The sequence below is a fragment of the uncultured Phycicoccus sp. genome, assembly GCF_947495705.1.
Lineage (GTDB): Bacteria > Actinomycetota > Actinomycetes > Actinomycetales > Dermatophilaceae > Phycicoccus.
The window spans coordinates 31,758-44,634 of record NZ_CANLZR010000002.1; the positions used below are offsets into that span (position 1 = coordinate 31,758).

General features: G+C 72.2%; 16 protein-coding genes and 1 pseudogene. 4 read left to right on the forward strand and 13 right to left on the reverse strand.

Going from position 1 to position 12,877, the window contains the following annotated elements; all coding sequences use genetic code 11:
* Positions 1-104: 104 nt before the first annotated feature.
* The gene (gene ftsX, locus Q0963_RS03470; protein ID WP_299442579.1) at positions 105-1,010 is read right to left on the reverse strand and encodes a permease-like cell division protein FtsX; all 906 of its coding nucleotides are present in this window, start codon (positions 1,008-1,010) and stop codon (positions 105-107) included.
* Position 1,011: 1 nt separating this feature from the next.
* Positions 1,012-1,716 carry a cell division ATP-binding protein FtsE gene (gene ftsE / locus Q0963_RS03475; protein WP_299442582.1) on the reverse strand — a complete coding sequence of 235 codons (705 nt, stop codon included), beginning with the start codon at positions 1,714-1,716 and terminating at the stop codon, positions 1,012-1,014.
* A gap of 264 nt (positions 1,717-1,980) precedes the next feature.
* Between ftsE and Q0963_RS03480 the strand changes: the two genes are divergently transcribed.
* The gene (locus Q0963_RS03480; protein ID WP_299442585.1) at positions 1,981-4,050 is read left to right on the forward strand and encodes a cell wall-binding repeat-containing protein; all 2,070 of its coding nucleotides are present in this window, start codon (positions 1,981-1,983) and stop codon (positions 4,048-4,050) included.
* 24 nt (positions 4,051-4,074) lie between these two features.
* Here Q0963_RS03480 and Q0963_RS03485 read toward each other — a convergent pair whose 3' ends face one another.
* Together Q0963_RS03485 and prfB are read right to left on the reverse strand one after the other, a co-directional pair.
* Positions 4,075-4,590, reverse strand: coding sequence for a TY-Chap domain-containing protein (locus Q0963_RS03485; protein WP_299442588.1), 516 nt, complete (start codon positions 4,588-4,590; stop codon positions 4,075-4,077).
* 5 nt (positions 4,591-4,595) lie between these two features.
* The gene (gene prfB, locus Q0963_RS03490) at positions 4,596-5,711 is read right to left on the reverse strand and encodes a peptide chain release factor 2 (RefSeq protein WP_299442591.1); all 1,116 of its coding nucleotides are present in this window, start codon (positions 5,709-5,711) and stop codon (positions 4,596-4,598) included.
* Positions 5,712-5,836: 125 nt separating this feature from the next.
* Here prfB and Q0963_RS03495 point away from each other — a divergent pair, with 125 nt between their 5' ends.
* Positions 5,837-6,700 carry a hypothetical protein gene (locus tag Q0963_RS03495; protein ID WP_299442594.1) on the forward strand — a complete coding sequence of 288 codons (864 nt, stop codon included), beginning with the start codon at positions 5,837-5,839 and terminating at the stop codon, positions 6,698-6,700.
* 11 nt (positions 6,701-6,711) lie between these two features.
* On the opposite strand, the gene Q0963_RS03500 is transcribed toward Q0963_RS03495, so the two are convergent.
* From Q0963_RS03500 to Q0963_RS03530, 7 genes and pseudogenes are all read right to left on the reverse strand, one after another.
* Positions 6,712-7,173 (reverse strand): pilus assembly protein TadG-related protein, encoded by a 462-nt coding sequence (locus tag Q0963_RS03500; RefSeq protein WP_299442597.1) that lies wholly within the window; start codon positions 7,171-7,173, stop codon positions 6,712-6,714.
* Positions 7,170-7,619 (reverse strand): pilus assembly protein, encoded by a 450-nt coding sequence (locus tag Q0963_RS03505; RefSeq protein WP_299442600.1) that lies wholly within the window; start codon positions 7,617-7,619, stop codon positions 7,170-7,172. Before Q0963_RS03505 ends, Q0963_RS03500 begins: the two co-directional genes overlap by 4 nt.
* Positions 7,616-8,002: a TadE family protein gene (locus tag Q0963_RS03510; protein ID WP_299442603.1), complete on the reverse strand. Its 387-nt coding sequence runs from the start codon at positions 8,000-8,002 to the stop codon at positions 7,616-7,618. The genes Q0963_RS03505 and Q0963_RS03510 overlap by 4 nt, the downstream gene beginning before the upstream one ends.
* A gap of 5 nt (positions 8,003-8,007) precedes the next feature.
* On the reverse strand, positions 8,008-8,181 hold the full coding sequence (locus Q0963_RS03515) for a hypothetical protein (RefSeq protein WP_299442606.1): 174 nt from the start codon (positions 8,179-8,181) through the stop codon (positions 8,008-8,010).
* A gap of 23 nt (positions 8,182-8,204) precedes the next feature.
* A complete protein-coding gene (locus tag Q0963_RS03520; protein ID WP_299443609.1) occupies positions 8,205-9,125 on the reverse strand; it encodes a type II secretion system F family protein in 921 nt (306 codons plus the stop codon).
* Between the two features lie 8 nt (positions 9,126-9,133).
* The gene (locus Q0963_RS03525) at positions 9,134-10,000 is read right to left on the reverse strand and encodes a type II secretion system F family protein (protein WP_299442609.1); all 867 of its coding nucleotides are present in this window, start codon (positions 9,998-10,000) and stop codon (positions 9,134-9,136) included.
* Positions 9,997-10,350: pseudogene (locus Q0963_RS03530) on the reverse strand (CpaF family protein); the annotation flags it as partial. The pseudogene Q0963_RS03530 and the gene Q0963_RS03525, both read right to left, overlap by 4 nt.
* 58 nt (positions 10,351-10,408) lie before the next feature.
* On the opposite strand from Q0963_RS03530, the gene Q0963_RS03535 reads away from it, so the two are divergent.
* Together Q0963_RS03535 and Q0963_RS03540 are read left to right on the forward strand one after the other, a co-directional pair.
* Entirely contained in the window at positions 10,409-10,543 is a 135-nt protein-coding gene (locus tag Q0963_RS03535; protein ID WP_299442612.1) for a hypothetical protein, read from the forward strand.
* A gap of 173 nt (positions 10,544-10,716) precedes the next feature.
* Positions 10,717-11,112 (forward strand): hypothetical protein, encoded by a 396-nt coding sequence (locus tag Q0963_RS03540; protein ID WP_299442615.1) that lies wholly within the window; start codon positions 10,717-10,719, stop codon positions 11,110-11,112.
* Between the two features lie 409 nt (positions 11,113-11,521).
* Here Q0963_RS03540 and Q0963_RS03545 read toward each other — a convergent pair whose 3' ends face one another.
* Positions 11,522-11,806, reverse strand: a complete 285-nt coding sequence (locus Q0963_RS03545) for a hypothetical protein (protein WP_299442618.1) — start codon at positions 11,804-11,806, stop codon at positions 11,522-11,524.
* Positions 11,807-12,289: 483 nt separating this feature from the next.
* Positions 12,290-12,808, reverse strand: a complete 519-nt coding sequence (locus Q0963_RS03550; protein ID WP_299442621.1) for a hypothetical protein — start codon at positions 12,806-12,808, stop codon at positions 12,290-12,292.
* Positions 12,809-12,877: the final 69 nt, after the last annotated feature.

The following is a 12,877-nucleotide window of genomic DNA, read 5'->3' on the forward strand; positions in this document are numbered from 1 at the left end:
GGTAACACGAATCACAAGAGTTCGCCTACCCGACGCGGAAAAAGGGCACCTTCGACGGTACTCCCGCATCAGCGCGCTCTCAGGAGAACGGCGGGTCCCGGGGCTCAGACGCGCAGGTACCGGCGCAGCGTGACCAGGCTCGTCGCCATCGCGATGACCAGCACTCCCCCGAACATCCAGGGCGCGAGGAGCCACACGTCCGAGACCCCGATGAACGCCTGGGACAGCGCGATCTTGCTCGCGCCCTCGGTGAACACGTACTGGGTGAGCCCGACGAGCAGCGACACGGCGAGCAGGACGCCGGCGGTGGACACCAGGACCATCTCGGACACGAACGGCATCCGGATCGTCCAGTTCGAGGCGCCGACGAGACGCATGATCCCGATCTCACGACGTCGGATGAACGCCGCCTGCCGGATGGTCGTCGCCATGAGGAGCGCGGCGCACGCGGCCATGAGGGCGGCGAGCAGCACGGCGAAGAAGGTGACGTAGTTGATGATCGTGAAGAACTTGCTGAGGACCTTCTCCTGGTCCTGGACGGTGGCCACGCCGGGGGCGTTCTCGAACTGGGTGGTCACGATGTCGAACTTCGTGGGGTCCTGGAGCTGGACGCGCAGGCTCTGCGGGATGTCGCCCACCTGCACGTTGCCGGCGATGGGGCTGTTGCGGAACTGCTCCTTGAACCGGTCGAAGGCCTGCTCCTCGGACTCGTAGAAGACGGCCTTGACCTCCGGCAGCGCCTCGAGCTGGGACTGCAGGGCCGCCTTCTGGGCGTCGGTGACCTCCTTGCCCTCGCAGTTCGGCTGGAGCGAGTCGGCGGTGCAGAGGTACATCGACACCTGGATGCGGTCGTACCAGTAGCCCTTCATCGTGTCGGCCTGGCGCTGCGCGAGCAGCCCGAGGCCGAGGAGGAACATCGAGACCATCGTGACGAGCACGACCGAGACGGCCATCGAGATGTTGCGACGCAGGCCGGAGCCGACCTCGGAGGCGAGGAAGCGCATCTGCATGTCAGGCCCCCTCCGCCGCGGCCGTCTGGTTGTACGAGGCCTCCTGCTCGTCGCGCACGATGCGGCCGTCCTCGAGCTGGAGGACCCGGCGCCGCAGGTCGTTGACGATGTCGTGGTCGTGGGTGGCCATGACCACCGTCGTGCCGGTGCGGTTGATGCGCTCGAGGAGCCGCACGATCTCGATGCTGATCCTCCGGTCGAGGTTCCCCGTCGGCTCGTCGCACAACAGGATCTGGGGACGGTTGACGACCGCCCGGGCGATGGCGACGCGCTGCTGCTCGCCACCGGACAGCTGGTGCGGGAAGCGCTTCTCCTTGCCGGCGAGGCCGACCATCTCGAGGGTCTCGGGCACGAGCTGGCGGATGGCGTGCCGCGGCTTGCCGATGACCTGGAGCGCGTACGCGACGTTCTGGTGGACGGTCTTGTTCGGCAGGAGGCGGAAGTCCTGGAACACCGCACCCATCTCGCGGCGCAGGCGGGGCACCTGGCGCATCGGCATCTTGCCGAGGTCGTGGCCCGCGACGAGGACGAGGCCGCTCGTGGCGGCCTCCTCGCGCAGGGCCAGACGCAGCATCGTGGACTTGCCCGAGCCGGAGGGGCCGACGACGAACACGAACTCGCCCCGGTCGATGTCGACGCTGACGTCGTCGACGGCCGCGCGGGTCGACCTCGGGTAGACCTTCGTGACGTTCTCGAAGCGGATCATGCGGTGGGGGTGGCCTCGGTGCTCGGGGGTGGGAGCCGCAACGGATGCGCGGCACCTCCGAGGATAGGTCGGCGACCCGGAAGACGCGGTGAGGACGCCCCCTTTCGGCGCGTTCGGCCGACCCGCGGCGGCCACTCGGCCGTCCCGGCGACGCGAACTCCGCGAGTTCTCGCAGAAGCCGGGCGATCCGCCATCGGTGCGGTTACATTGCTCGCGACCGGCGTGGGGGGACCACCTCCGGCCGAGGTCGCGAAAGGACCCGTCGTGCCCCCTCTCCGCCCTTCGATCGCGCTCGCCCTGGCGGCGGCGGTCATCGTCCCCCTGGTTGCCGGCTCCACCGCAGCGGTCGCGAGGCCGGCCCCGGCGCCCCAAGCGGACGCCGCCGGTGCCGGGGACTCCGCCCCCCTCAGCGCGCGCGCGACCCTGGCGCGCCTGGCCGCTCGCTCGGGCACCGCCGAGGCCGCCGCCACGGGGGTCCCTGCCGCAGCGGCCCTGTACGTCTCCGACGGGGTGGGCTCGGTGCGGGTCCCGGTCAGCGCCGGCGGCACCGCCGGCACGCCGACCACCAGCACGAGCCGCACCGACGTCGTCGTCGGGCCGGCCGGCGACGTCATCGCCTACACCCCGATGCCCGCCGCCGACCGCACCGTCGTCAGCGGCATCGGCTCCGGCGTGAGCACCACGTACCCGGCCTCCCAGGAGCCGGTGGCGTGGGGCCCGCTCGGCGACGGGTTCCTCCAGCTCGTCGACGGCGGCTACGTCGCGCAGGCCACGAACCCCGGGTACACCGAACCGGTCAGCATGCCCTCGGGCGCCGGTGACCCGGCGATCACCCCGTACGGCGGCACCACGATCGTCCGGGTCCCGGCCGCGGGTGGCGGGTCCGACCTCACGGCCGTCCCGAGCCCGTTCTACGGCTCCGACCACTCGAGCTCGACGCCGATCCCCCTCGGGCTCGAGCAGTACGCGCCCGGTCCCCCGGCCGTCGACCAGCAGCCGGGCGCCGGCGTCTGGGTCGGCGAGAACGACGGTGCGACCTACCTCGCGTTCCTCGGGGACCGCCCCGGTGGCGGCGACGGCAGCCACCGCCTGTTCGTCGACCACCAGGACGGGCCCACCGGCACCGCCCTCGGCTACGGCGCGCCCGTGGACGTCGCCGACGCCGGCTTCAGCTGCGACGTCGCGGCTCCGCGGTTCAGCCCCGACCGGCGTTTCCTCGCCTACGTCCGCGCCCAGGACGAGGAGTGCACCCGCTTCCAGGTTCGCGCGGTCAAGGTGAACACCGCGGGCCGCTTCGACCCGCCCGCGTCCGACGTCCTCCTCCGGCAGGTGGACACCGGCGCGCCGGCGCCCACGGTCCTGTCCTGGGAGCCCGCTAACCCTGTCGCCGCGAACTACCGGATCAGCGGTGCGAACCGGTACGAGGTGGCGGCCGAGGTCGCGTTCGGCTACCCCGAGAACCGGTCCAAGGGGGTCGTGCTCGCCGGCGGCAAGGCGTTCGCCGACGCGCTCGCCGGGGGCCCGCTCGCGGTCGCCGTCGACGGCCCGAGCCTGCTGACCGCCCCCGACCGGCTGCGACCCGAGACCCGCGCCGCCGTCCAGCACGCGCTCGAGCCCGGCGGCACCGTGTACATCCTCGGCGGCACGGCATCGGTGTCGTCCGCCGTGCAGACCTCGCTGAAGAACCTGGGCCTGCGGACCGAGCGGATCGGCGGGTCGAGCCGGTACGAGGTGGCCGTCAACGTGGCCCGCAAGCTGGACTCGCTGAACGGGCGCCCCGCCCCGCGGGCCGCCTTCGTCGCGTCCGGCAAGGCGTTCGCCGACGCGCTCGTCGCGGGTCCGCCGTCGGCGCTGTACGACGCGCCGATCCTGCTGTCGAACGGGCCGACGCTGCCGGCGGTGACGAAGAGCTACCTCGACGCGATGGCCGACGAGGCCGAGATCTTCGCGATCGGCGGCAGCGGGGCCCAGTCGGTCATCGCCGACCCGCGCACCGAGGTCGTGGGGGGCGCCTCCCGCTACGACGTGGCCGGTAACGTCGCGAGCCGCTTCTTCACCTCCACGTGGTACGCCGGGATCGCCGACGGCCGCAACTGGCCCGACGCGGTGGCCGGGGGCACGCTCATGGCGACCTTCGGTGAGCCGATCCTCCTCACGAACGGGTCGGGCACGCTGCCGGCCGGCACGTCGACCTTCCTGCTCCGCTCCCGGGCCTCGGCAGACCTCGTGTACGCCTTCGGCGGGTCGGCCTCGATCCCGACGAGCGCCTTCACCGCGGCGCTCAAGGCTGCCGGGGACCAGACGACGTACTACGGCATCGACACCCAGCCCTGAGACAACGGCCGGGGGCGACCGCCCTCAGCCCTCGTCGCGCCGGACGGCGGGCAGCCCACCATCGGGCTGCCCGCCGTCCGGCGTCACGGCGAGCACCTCGCGGAAGGTCCGCGCGACCACGGCGGCGGCGCGCCGCGCGTCCTCGAGCGGCAGGTACGGGCCCTGCGGCACGTCGTCGGGCCAGAACCGGATGAAGTCGTCACCGTCGGCGACGGTGGGCCGGTGCCACCCGAGGGCGGTGATGGCGTCCTCCTCGTCGCGCGTCCACGGGAAAGGGCCGCCGAAGCGCTCCGCCCCGGCCCAGTGCCCCCGCAGGTGGTCCTCGACCCGCACGAGCCGCACCGCCGGGAGTACCGGGCGGCGGCGGGCGCTCACGAGGAAGCGCACGCGGGTGCCGCGCGGCCGGCCGGGCCGGGCGTGCTCGGCCGCCGGGCTGACGGTCAGCGAGCCGCCGTCGGGCAGGGCGAGCACGGCGTCGACGAGGGCGGCCTCCCAGGCCTGCCAGGCGGGCTGGGCGGCCGGGCCGGGGGCGGTGCTCATCGGGCTCAGGCCCCGGCGGCCTTGTCCTGGGCGATGCGCCACCGGATGCCGGCCTCGATGAAGGCGTCGATGTCGCCGTCGAAGACCGCCGAGGTGTTGCCCACCTCGTGCTCGGTGCGTAGGTCCTTGACCATCTGGTACGGGTGCAGGACGTAGGAGCGCATCTGCTCGCCCCAGCTCGCCTTGACGTCCCCGGCCAGCTCCTTGCGCTCGGCGGCCTCCTCGGCCTTCTTGAGCAGCAGGAGCCGGGACTGCATGACGCGCAGGGCGGCGGCGCGGTTCTGGATCTGGCTCTTCTCGTTCTGCATCGACACGACGGTGCCGGTGGGGAGGTGGGTCATCCGCACGGCCGAGTCGGTGGTGTTGACCGACTGGCCGCCGGGGCCCGAGGAGCGGAAGACGTCGATCTTCAGGTCGTTCTCGGGGATCTCGATGGAGTCGGTGCCCTCGATGAGCGGCACGACCTCGACGGCGGCGAAGCTGGTCTGCCGCCGGCCCTGGTTGTCGAACGGGCTGATCCGCACGAGGCGGTGGGTGCCGCCCTCGACCGAAAGGTTGCCGTAGGCGTAGGGGACGTCGACCTCGAAGGTCGCGGACTTCAACCCGGCCTCCTCCGCGTAGGAGGTGTCGAGGACCTTGACAGGGAAGCCGTGGCGCTCGGCCCAGCGCAGGTACATCCGCATGAGCATCTCGGCGAAGTCCGCGGCGTCCACTCCCCCGGCGCCCGCGCGGATGGTGACGACGGCGGCGCGCTCGTCGTACTCGCCGGCCAGCAGGGTGCGCACCTCGAGCTCGCCGACGGCCTTCTTCAGGCTCGTCAGCTCGCGCTCGGCCTCGGCGAGGGTGTCGGCGTCGTTCTCCTCCTCGGCCATCTGGACGAGGACCTCGAGGTCCTCGACCCGCTGGTCCATCCCGGTGACGCGCTCGTGCTCGGCCTTGGCGCGGGAGAGCCCGGAGGTCACCTGCTGGGCGCGCTCCTGGTCGTCCCAGAGGCTCGGGTCGGAGGCCTCCTTCTCGAACGCCGCGATCTGCTGCTCGAGCTTGGCGAGGTCGGTGACCTCGCGGACCGATGCCATCGTGCCGCGCAGGTGCTTGATCTCCTGGGAGAAGTCGGTGGCCACGAGGGGCAAGCCTACGCGAGGAGCGCCGGGCGTCGGTGCCCGCGGGGGCCGGTCCCGCGGAACGCCGGACGGCGGGCGACACCCGGACGTAGGCTCGGAGCAGGCTCGGCAGGGAGGTGGGATCGGTGGCTCCGGCACGCACGACGGCCGCGCTGGGCGCGGTCCTGTCCCTCGGCCTGCTCGTGGCCTGTAGCAGCGGCGACCCGGCCGACGCGCCCACCTCGGGGGCGAGCGCCCCCACCGGCACGCAGGCCACCCCCGGCCCGTCGGGCACCTCCAGCGCCACGACCTCGGCGCCGGAGTCGCCCGGCCCCGGGGGCACGTCCGGTCCCGGCACGGTGCCACCCACCACCGGCACCACCTCCCCCGGTGCCACGGCGTCCCCCGGCGGCGGGGCCACCCCCACCCCGGGCACCTCGCCGACCGCCACGCCCGTCGTCATCGACGTGCTCGGCTCGTTCCGCGACTCCGGCAGCACCGCGAGCAAGGGCGGGGTCGGGCCGGCGTCGGCGTCGACGGCGAGGAAGATCGGCAGCCGTACCGGGTTCTTCGGCGACGCCCGGGCCTCGGTCGACGCGGGCAAGGCCGGCGAGACCTACGCGTACGCCCGCGGGGCCACCAAGGCCTCGCTGACGATCCCGCGCTCCGGCACCTACGCCTACGACTGGCGGGCGCGCTACCACGTCGAGGGCCGCGCGCCGGGCGGCCCGGACGACGACGCGAACGTGCGGGTGTCCAGCTGGGTCGACCCCGGGGTGTTCGGTGAGCGCGGCCCGGAGGTCGGGGCCGACCTGACGTTCGGGCCGGGAATCGAGCTGCCCATCGACGGCACGCTGGCCCGCACCGGCCAGGTCACCGTCAAGGCCGGGCAGCGGGTCGACATCCGGCTCGAGTCGTCGTGCACCGTCTACAGCGGTGGCCTGTCGAAGGCGTCGACGTGCCGGTCGTGGATCGGGTTCGACCGCTTCGTCCTGCGCCTCGTCCCCTGACCCGCGCCCGCTCAGGGCTGGACGACGTCGGCCCGGGCGCTGGAGACGACGGTGATGGTGATGCTCAGCCCGAGCTCGCGCAGCGCTCCCCCGGCCAACGGCAGCTCGGCCTCACCGCCGAGGGCGACGACGGCGGTCCGCCCGTCGGGGCTCCCGGTGCCGGGCGCCAGCCACCAGCGCAGCACCGACCGCGGCCGGTCGGCACCCGCCAGGTACTCGGCCGCCCGCCGGCGGACCGAGGCGTCGCTGAGCGGGACGGCGTCGTCGAGGCCCCGCTCGTAGGCGGCGGCGTCGAGGGCGTTGGCGGCCGCGAGCGCCGCCCCGTCGGCCGCGTCGAGGAGGCGCATCCGGGACAGGTGTGCCGAGGTGACCGCGACCGTCCCGGCGACGAGCACCATCGCGATGACCGCGAGACCGAGGATGAACACGCTGATCGTCCCGCGCTCGTCGCGCGGCTCCGGTGGCGTCGTCACGGCAGCACCCGGAACCGGTCGACGGTCGAGACCTGGCTCGCCGACACCGGGATGCTCACCGGGAGGGCGTCTCGCACGAACGCCGGCACGAGCGGCAGCGGCACCCGGACGGTGGCCGTCGTGCGGACCGTCCCGTCGGGCCGCAGGCACGGGGTCCCGTCGCAGGCGATCTCGAGGGTGCCGACGTCCTCGAACCGGTGGTCGCCGAAAGCGATGAGGGCCGCCGCCCGCGCCCGCGCCGCGGCGTCCTCCCCCGCATCGGTGGTGACGTAGGCCCGGCCCGCCTCCCGGCTGGCTTGGCTGACCGCGAAGGCGCCGGCCTGCACCCGGGCGAGCCCCAGGACGAGATACACGAGCGGGACGAGGAGGAGCACCCCGAGCGTGACGAACTCGACCACGGCGCTGCCGCGTTCGTCCCGGCGCAGCGGCGCCCGGGCCCGGTTCACTGGTCCTCCGCGAAGGCGCGGCCGACGACGTCGAGGCGGCCCTCGGGGCCCAGGAGCCCGAGCACCGGGACCGGTGCCACGATGCGCACCTCGACGACCCGTACACCGCCGACGACGGCCTCGCGTGAGGTCACGGCCCGCGCGTACCGCGCCGAGAGCGAAGCCGAGACGAGCGCCGAGGTCCGGGCCGCCCCCTCGCCAGGTCGGGCGTCGGCGCGCGCCCCGAACCGGGCACCCTCGGAGGCGCAGGAGATGAGCGTGTTGCGGGTGTGCAGGGCCAGACCGAGCTGGACGACGGCGAGGAAGATCGCGAGGAGCAGGACGGACACCATCGAGAAGTCGACGACGGCCGCGCCCGCCTCGCGTCCGCGACGGGCCGGCATCTCGCTCAGCTGCCGACCGAGGACAGGGCGCTCTTGAACAGCGAGACGAGCTGGTCCTCGGCCACGGCCCACAGCGCCGCGACGAGGGCGGCCGTCATGAGGGTGATGAGCACCCATCCGGGCACGTCCCCGCGCTCCCGACGACGGGCCCCCCGGGCGAGATGGTTGGTTCTGGTCATGGTCGTTCCTTCCATCGGGCGGTCTAGAGGGTGAAGCGGAAGAAGCTGAAGCCGGGGAAGACCGCGAAGAGCACCGTGACCGGGAGGATGAGGAAGACGACCGGGACCATCATCGCGATCTCCTTGCGCCCCCCTGCCTCCATGAGGGTCCGCCGGCCCTCCTCGCGCACGTCCTGCGCCTGGGCCCGCAGCACCTCGGCCAGCGGTGTGCCGCGCTCGACCGCCACGACGACACCGTCGACGAAGCGCCGCAGGCTCGAGAGCCCCGTGCGGTCGGCGAGCCCGTTGAGCGCCGTCGGCAGGTTCGCCCCGGCCCGGGCGTCGGCCAGGCACCGGCCGAGCTCGGTGGCCAGCTCCCCGTGCGAGAGCCTGCAGACCCGCTCCAGCGCACCGACGGCGCCCTCGCCGGCACCCACTGCCAGCGCGAGCAGCTCGGCGACAGTGGGGAACTCCGCCAGCATCCGTCGCTCGCGGCGGACGGCCCGGACCGTGAGCAGGTAGTCGGCACCGGCCACCCCCAGGCCGAAGCCGAGCCCCGTGAGGAGCAGGACGGGCACGACCGAGGTACCGCGCGCCAGCGCCACCAGTGTGCCGAACGCCGCTCCGCCGGCGGCACCCGCGACTCCCCAGAGCACCTGTTCGGCGCGGAAGCGGTCCACGTCGGGGGTCGACCCGGCCCGGAGCTGGCGGCTGCGGACCGACGCTGCCCCGCCGAGGACGCGTTCCGCTGCCTGGGCCAGCTCACGGACCAGGGGCGTCGCCACTATGCGCACGAGACCGGTGCCGCGGTCGTCGTCGGCGAGGAGGCGGGACGGACGGGGTGTGTCGCGGAGGTAGGGCAGGACCCGGTCTGCGAGACGGGGCCGCCGGTGGCGCGGCAGCCCGGCCCACACGAGGACGAGGCCGAGCCCCGCGACGAACCCCAGCGCGGCGCCGTCCCGCATGAGACCGGTCACCGGAGCACTCGCTGGTCGTCGGGCAGCCGCCCGATCCGCATCATGAGCCAGTACGCGACCCCGCTGACCGCCGCCCCCGCCGCCAGGACCCCGGCGCCCAGGGGTGTCGAGTACGCGGCCACGGACTCGGGGTTGCTCGAGAGCATCGCCAGGACGAGCCAGGGCGCGGCGACCGCGAGGCGAGCAGCGTTGACCGTCCACGACTGTCGCGTCTCGAGCTCGGCGCGAGTGCGCGCGTCCTCGCGCAGGAACCCGCTGAGGGTGCGCAGGAGCCGGCCGAGGTCGGTGCCCCCGACCTCGCGGGCGATGCGCAGACTCTCGACGAGACGGTCTGCGACCGGGTCGCTCAGCCGTTCCTTGAGCCGGTCGAGACAGTCCGAGAACCGGCCGGTGAGCCGGTAGTCGTCGCCGAACCGGCGGAACGGCTCGCGCAGCGGTTCGGGGCCGCGCTGCCCCAGCTGGGCGAGGGCCTCGGGCAGCGCCATCCCGGCCCGGACCGCCGAGGTGATGTTGTCGACCGCGTCGGGCCACAGGTCGCGCAGCAGCGCCCGCCGGCGCCGAGCACGTCGCCGGACGAGCACGACCGGCCCCGCCCCGGCGATCGCCGCGAAGCACAGGGCGATGGGGAGGACCCCGACGGTGATCTGCACGATGGCCAGGACGAGGGCGAACGCGACGGCACAGGCGACGAGCAGCGTGCGCACCGTGAGGCCCACGAACCCGGCCTGGACCACCTCGTCCGAGAGCCGGCGCAGGGCTGCGGGCCGGCGGCGGGGGCCGTCGCCGGGCAGCGGCACCCAGCAGCTCCACCACACGAGGAACAGCCCCACCCCGAGGGTCAGCCCCACGAGGAGCCCGTTCACGACGTGTCCTGGGCGAGCAGTGCGGCGAGGTCGAACCCCGCCTGTGCGAAGCGCTCGGCGTGCGGCGGGAACCCGTCGGCCCGGACGAGGGAGCCACCACGCCTGACGAACAGCGCACCGATCTCGACGACGTCCTCCTCCGCGCGGCCCGGGACGGCAGCGATCTCGCGGACGGTGCGACGGCCGTCGCGCTCGAGCGCCGCATGGACGACGAGGTCGATCGAGGACGCGACGGTCGGGACGACGAAGCGCGCCGACACGTTCTCGCCCGCCAGGAGCGGCAGGGTGCACATCTTCGTCACCGCCTCGCGCGCGCTGTTCGCGTGGATCGTGCACATCCCGGGCAGCCCTAATAGTGTCGAGACACGTTGTAGCGGACCAGCGCTACGAGACCCCCGAGGGGAAGCCATGAGCGAGCAGCACGCGACGGACAACCGGCCCGCACAGGAGCTCGTGTGGCGCCCCGGCTTCGGTTGGGTCGAGCGCCCGATCGAGCCACAGGACAGCGCGGAGCGCACCTCGAGCGCAACGCGGGCCGCCTGAGGATATTGCCCCTGAGCTTCCCCCACCGCGCGCATATCGGCGGATGGGGGCAGAAAATAAGAGCGGCCCCGGCCCGGTGCGCTAACACCTGCCCGAGGCCTGGACCGAATCCCCTGAGTAGTAGGAGAACGATCTTGTCAACAGTGTCCCCTGATATCTCGCAGCGGCTACAGATGCTCCGCGACGAGTCCGACAACCTTGGCTCGAGGCTGGACGACGGCAGCCTTGATGGCGAAGACTTCCGCACCGGGATCGTTCTGGTCCTCTCGGATCTGCGGTCCCTCGTGGACTACGTCGAGCCCCCAAGCGACTGCCCGGACTGGTGCAACGACCACATCACCCACCTCGACCTCGAGCCTGAGGAGGACGCCTCGTCCTGCCGGCTGCACGTCGAGGGCAACGGATGGCTGTTCGACGTCCAGGAGGCCGTTGGCGAGGACGACATGGTTTTGGTCCCGTCCGACAGCAGCGAGATGTCTCTCTCGCAGGCACGTGCCTACGCCGCGGCGATCCTGTCCGCTTGCGACGCGACCCAGGGAAGCGCAACTTCCCCCATGGACACGGACTGACCAAGGGCGCGCGTGCACGCACGGCGCAGCACCCGCCTCGGCCGACTGTCGGCATGGTGCAACTCGCACTGGATCTTCTACGGCCAGGCGCCCGGGGGTACCGCGGCGTCCACCGACTGCAAACCCAGGCTGGCGGCTGCCTCGTCGAGCTCGAGGAGGCCGAGTGAGGCGCGGTTCAGTTCGTGGGCTCAGACGGACTGGAGATGGCGGCTGACCAGGCCCGCAGGTTTACTCCGGCGCGGTTGGCGGGCATCGAAGACTCACCGCGCCTCTCGCCCCCAATGCTTGCCTGCCACAGGTTGCCGGTAAGCGCGCACTCGAGCACTAGGTTCGGGCGGGCCGTGCCAGGTTGGCAGGTTGTGGCCTGCGATACGGGGTGCCCCAAGTCAGAGCGATACGGGGGTCCGGCTCAGGCCGGAGTGTGGTCCAGCCGTTCGGGCGCCACTTGGTGGGGCGCCTCCTCCCACCCGGGCGTGTTGCCGCCTGTTGCGTGGATGGCGGCACGGATGCAGCTATTCACGCGCGCGAGGGCTACGTTCTCGTCCTCGTCTTCGGTGGCAACCTCGATTTCGATCATCTCGCGGTCAAGGTCTAGAGACACCGCTGCGGAGTGGATGCCGCACCCGGCTGCCTCCAGGTCCAATAGCTCTTGCATCAGATCCTGCGCGTTGGACTCGAGGGCTTCGCTGCTCATGTCTGTGACATGGATCTCAACATGGAAGGACCAACCGATTCTCATCTGTCCGCCTCCTCTTCTTCCATCATGCAGGGCTGTCGCTCGAGCCACTTGCGAGTGTTCGTTACGTAGTACGGATCGCTCGGCGTCAAGTGGACCCACCTCATGTGGCGTCCGCAAGGGCACTTGACCTTGTAGTACGTGGGCGGGTCCTCGATGGACCAACCTCGCTTGTGGAACGTCTGAAGGACTGCCTCCAGTTCCTTTCGGGGGTGCTTCTTCCAGTAGCGCCCCGTACCCATACGTTCGGACTATAGGGCACGAGCATGGAGCCTCTAGCAGCAGGATGCGTCAGAGTTTCGGCCACACGTCTCGGCCGAACGGCTGATCCGAGTCGGTCGTTCAGCCGATGGCGGAGGGCCGGCTGAACGGCTACTCGGGCTGCACCTGAAACCGTTAGGGCCCCCCGCCGGTCCCCGTCGTCGGCAGCGGCATGGACGTTCACTGCTCCGTCACCCGCTTGCACTGCGAGGCTCCCTGAGGGCCGCCCCGCGTGTCCAGCGGGATCAATTCATCGGTACGCATGTCTCGGACCTCGACCCACTCAGTGGCCGGGATCGGGCGCTCGATCACCCGCCAGCGCCGCACATGTCCGTTGGTAGTCATTGTCCTGATCACAACCTCCGACTCGCCCCAGGTCCGCGCGAACTCCTCCCACGGGATCGTCTCCTGCTCCGGCACCGACACCGTGAACCTCACCGCAGTCCGGCTGTAGTCGATCAGCTCGTGGCCGTCCGTCACCAGCTTGAACCTGCCAGGCCGCCAGTTCGCCGTAAGCCACACGACCTCCGGGGCATCCAGCTCCCGCCTCGGCGACGTACTGGGGTTCGTGACGTCGATGAACCCAGCCTCCAGAATCCTCGGCAGGTTGGCCAGGCTCGTGTAGTGATAGAGGCGGGGCTCAGCCCGTCCAAGCGTCGGATACAGGAGCCGCATCGCAGCCGCATCAGTCGGTGCCATCTGGTTTGCCTTCGTCTCGTCGCTGACGGCCGCCGCGACCCCTGGGGAGGGGCCCCCGCGGCGGCCATG

Bases quoted from the DNA above. Each gene is read 5' to 3' on its own strand.
- Q0963_RS03545 (WP_299442618.1), bottom strand. From the start codon at position 11,806: ATGAGCAGCGAAGCCCTCGAGTCCAACGCGCAGGATCTGATGCAAGAG.
- Q0963_RS03515 (WP_299442606.1), bottom strand. From the start codon at position 8,181: ATGACCAGAACCAACCATCTCGCCCGGGGGGCCCGTCGTCGGGAGCGC.
- Q0963_RS03550 (WP_299442621.1), bottom strand. From the start codon at position 12,808: ATGGCACCGACTGATGCGGCTGCGATGCGGCTCCTGTATCCGACGCTT.
- Q0963_RS03540 (WP_299442615.1), top strand. From the start codon at position 10,717: ATGCTCCGCGACGAGTCCGACAACCTTGGCTCGAGGCTGGACGACGGC.
- ftsX (WP_299442579.1), bottom strand. From the start codon at position 1,010: ATGCAGATGCGCTTCCTCGCCTCCGAGGTCGGCTCCGGCCTGCGTCGC.
- Q0963_RS03535 (WP_299442612.1), top strand. From the start codon at position 10,409: ATGAGCGAGCAGCACGCGACGGACAACCGGCCCGCACAGGAGCTCGTG.
- ftsE (WP_299442582.1), bottom strand. From the start codon at position 1,716: ATGATCCGCTTCGAGAACGTCACGAAGGTCTACCCGAGGTCGACCCGC.
- Q0963_RS03520 (WP_299443609.1), bottom strand. From the start codon at position 9,125: ATGCGGGACGGCGCCGCGCTGGGGTTCGTCGCGGGGCTCGGCCTCGTC.
- Q0963_RS03485 (WP_299442588.1), bottom strand. From the start codon at position 4,590: ATGAGCACCGCCCCCGGCCCGGCCGCCCAGCCCGCCTGGCAGGCCTGG.
- Q0963_RS03510 (WP_299442603.1), bottom strand. From the start codon at position 8,002: ATGCCGGCCCGTCGCGGACGCGAGGCGGGCGCGGCCGTCGTCGACTTC.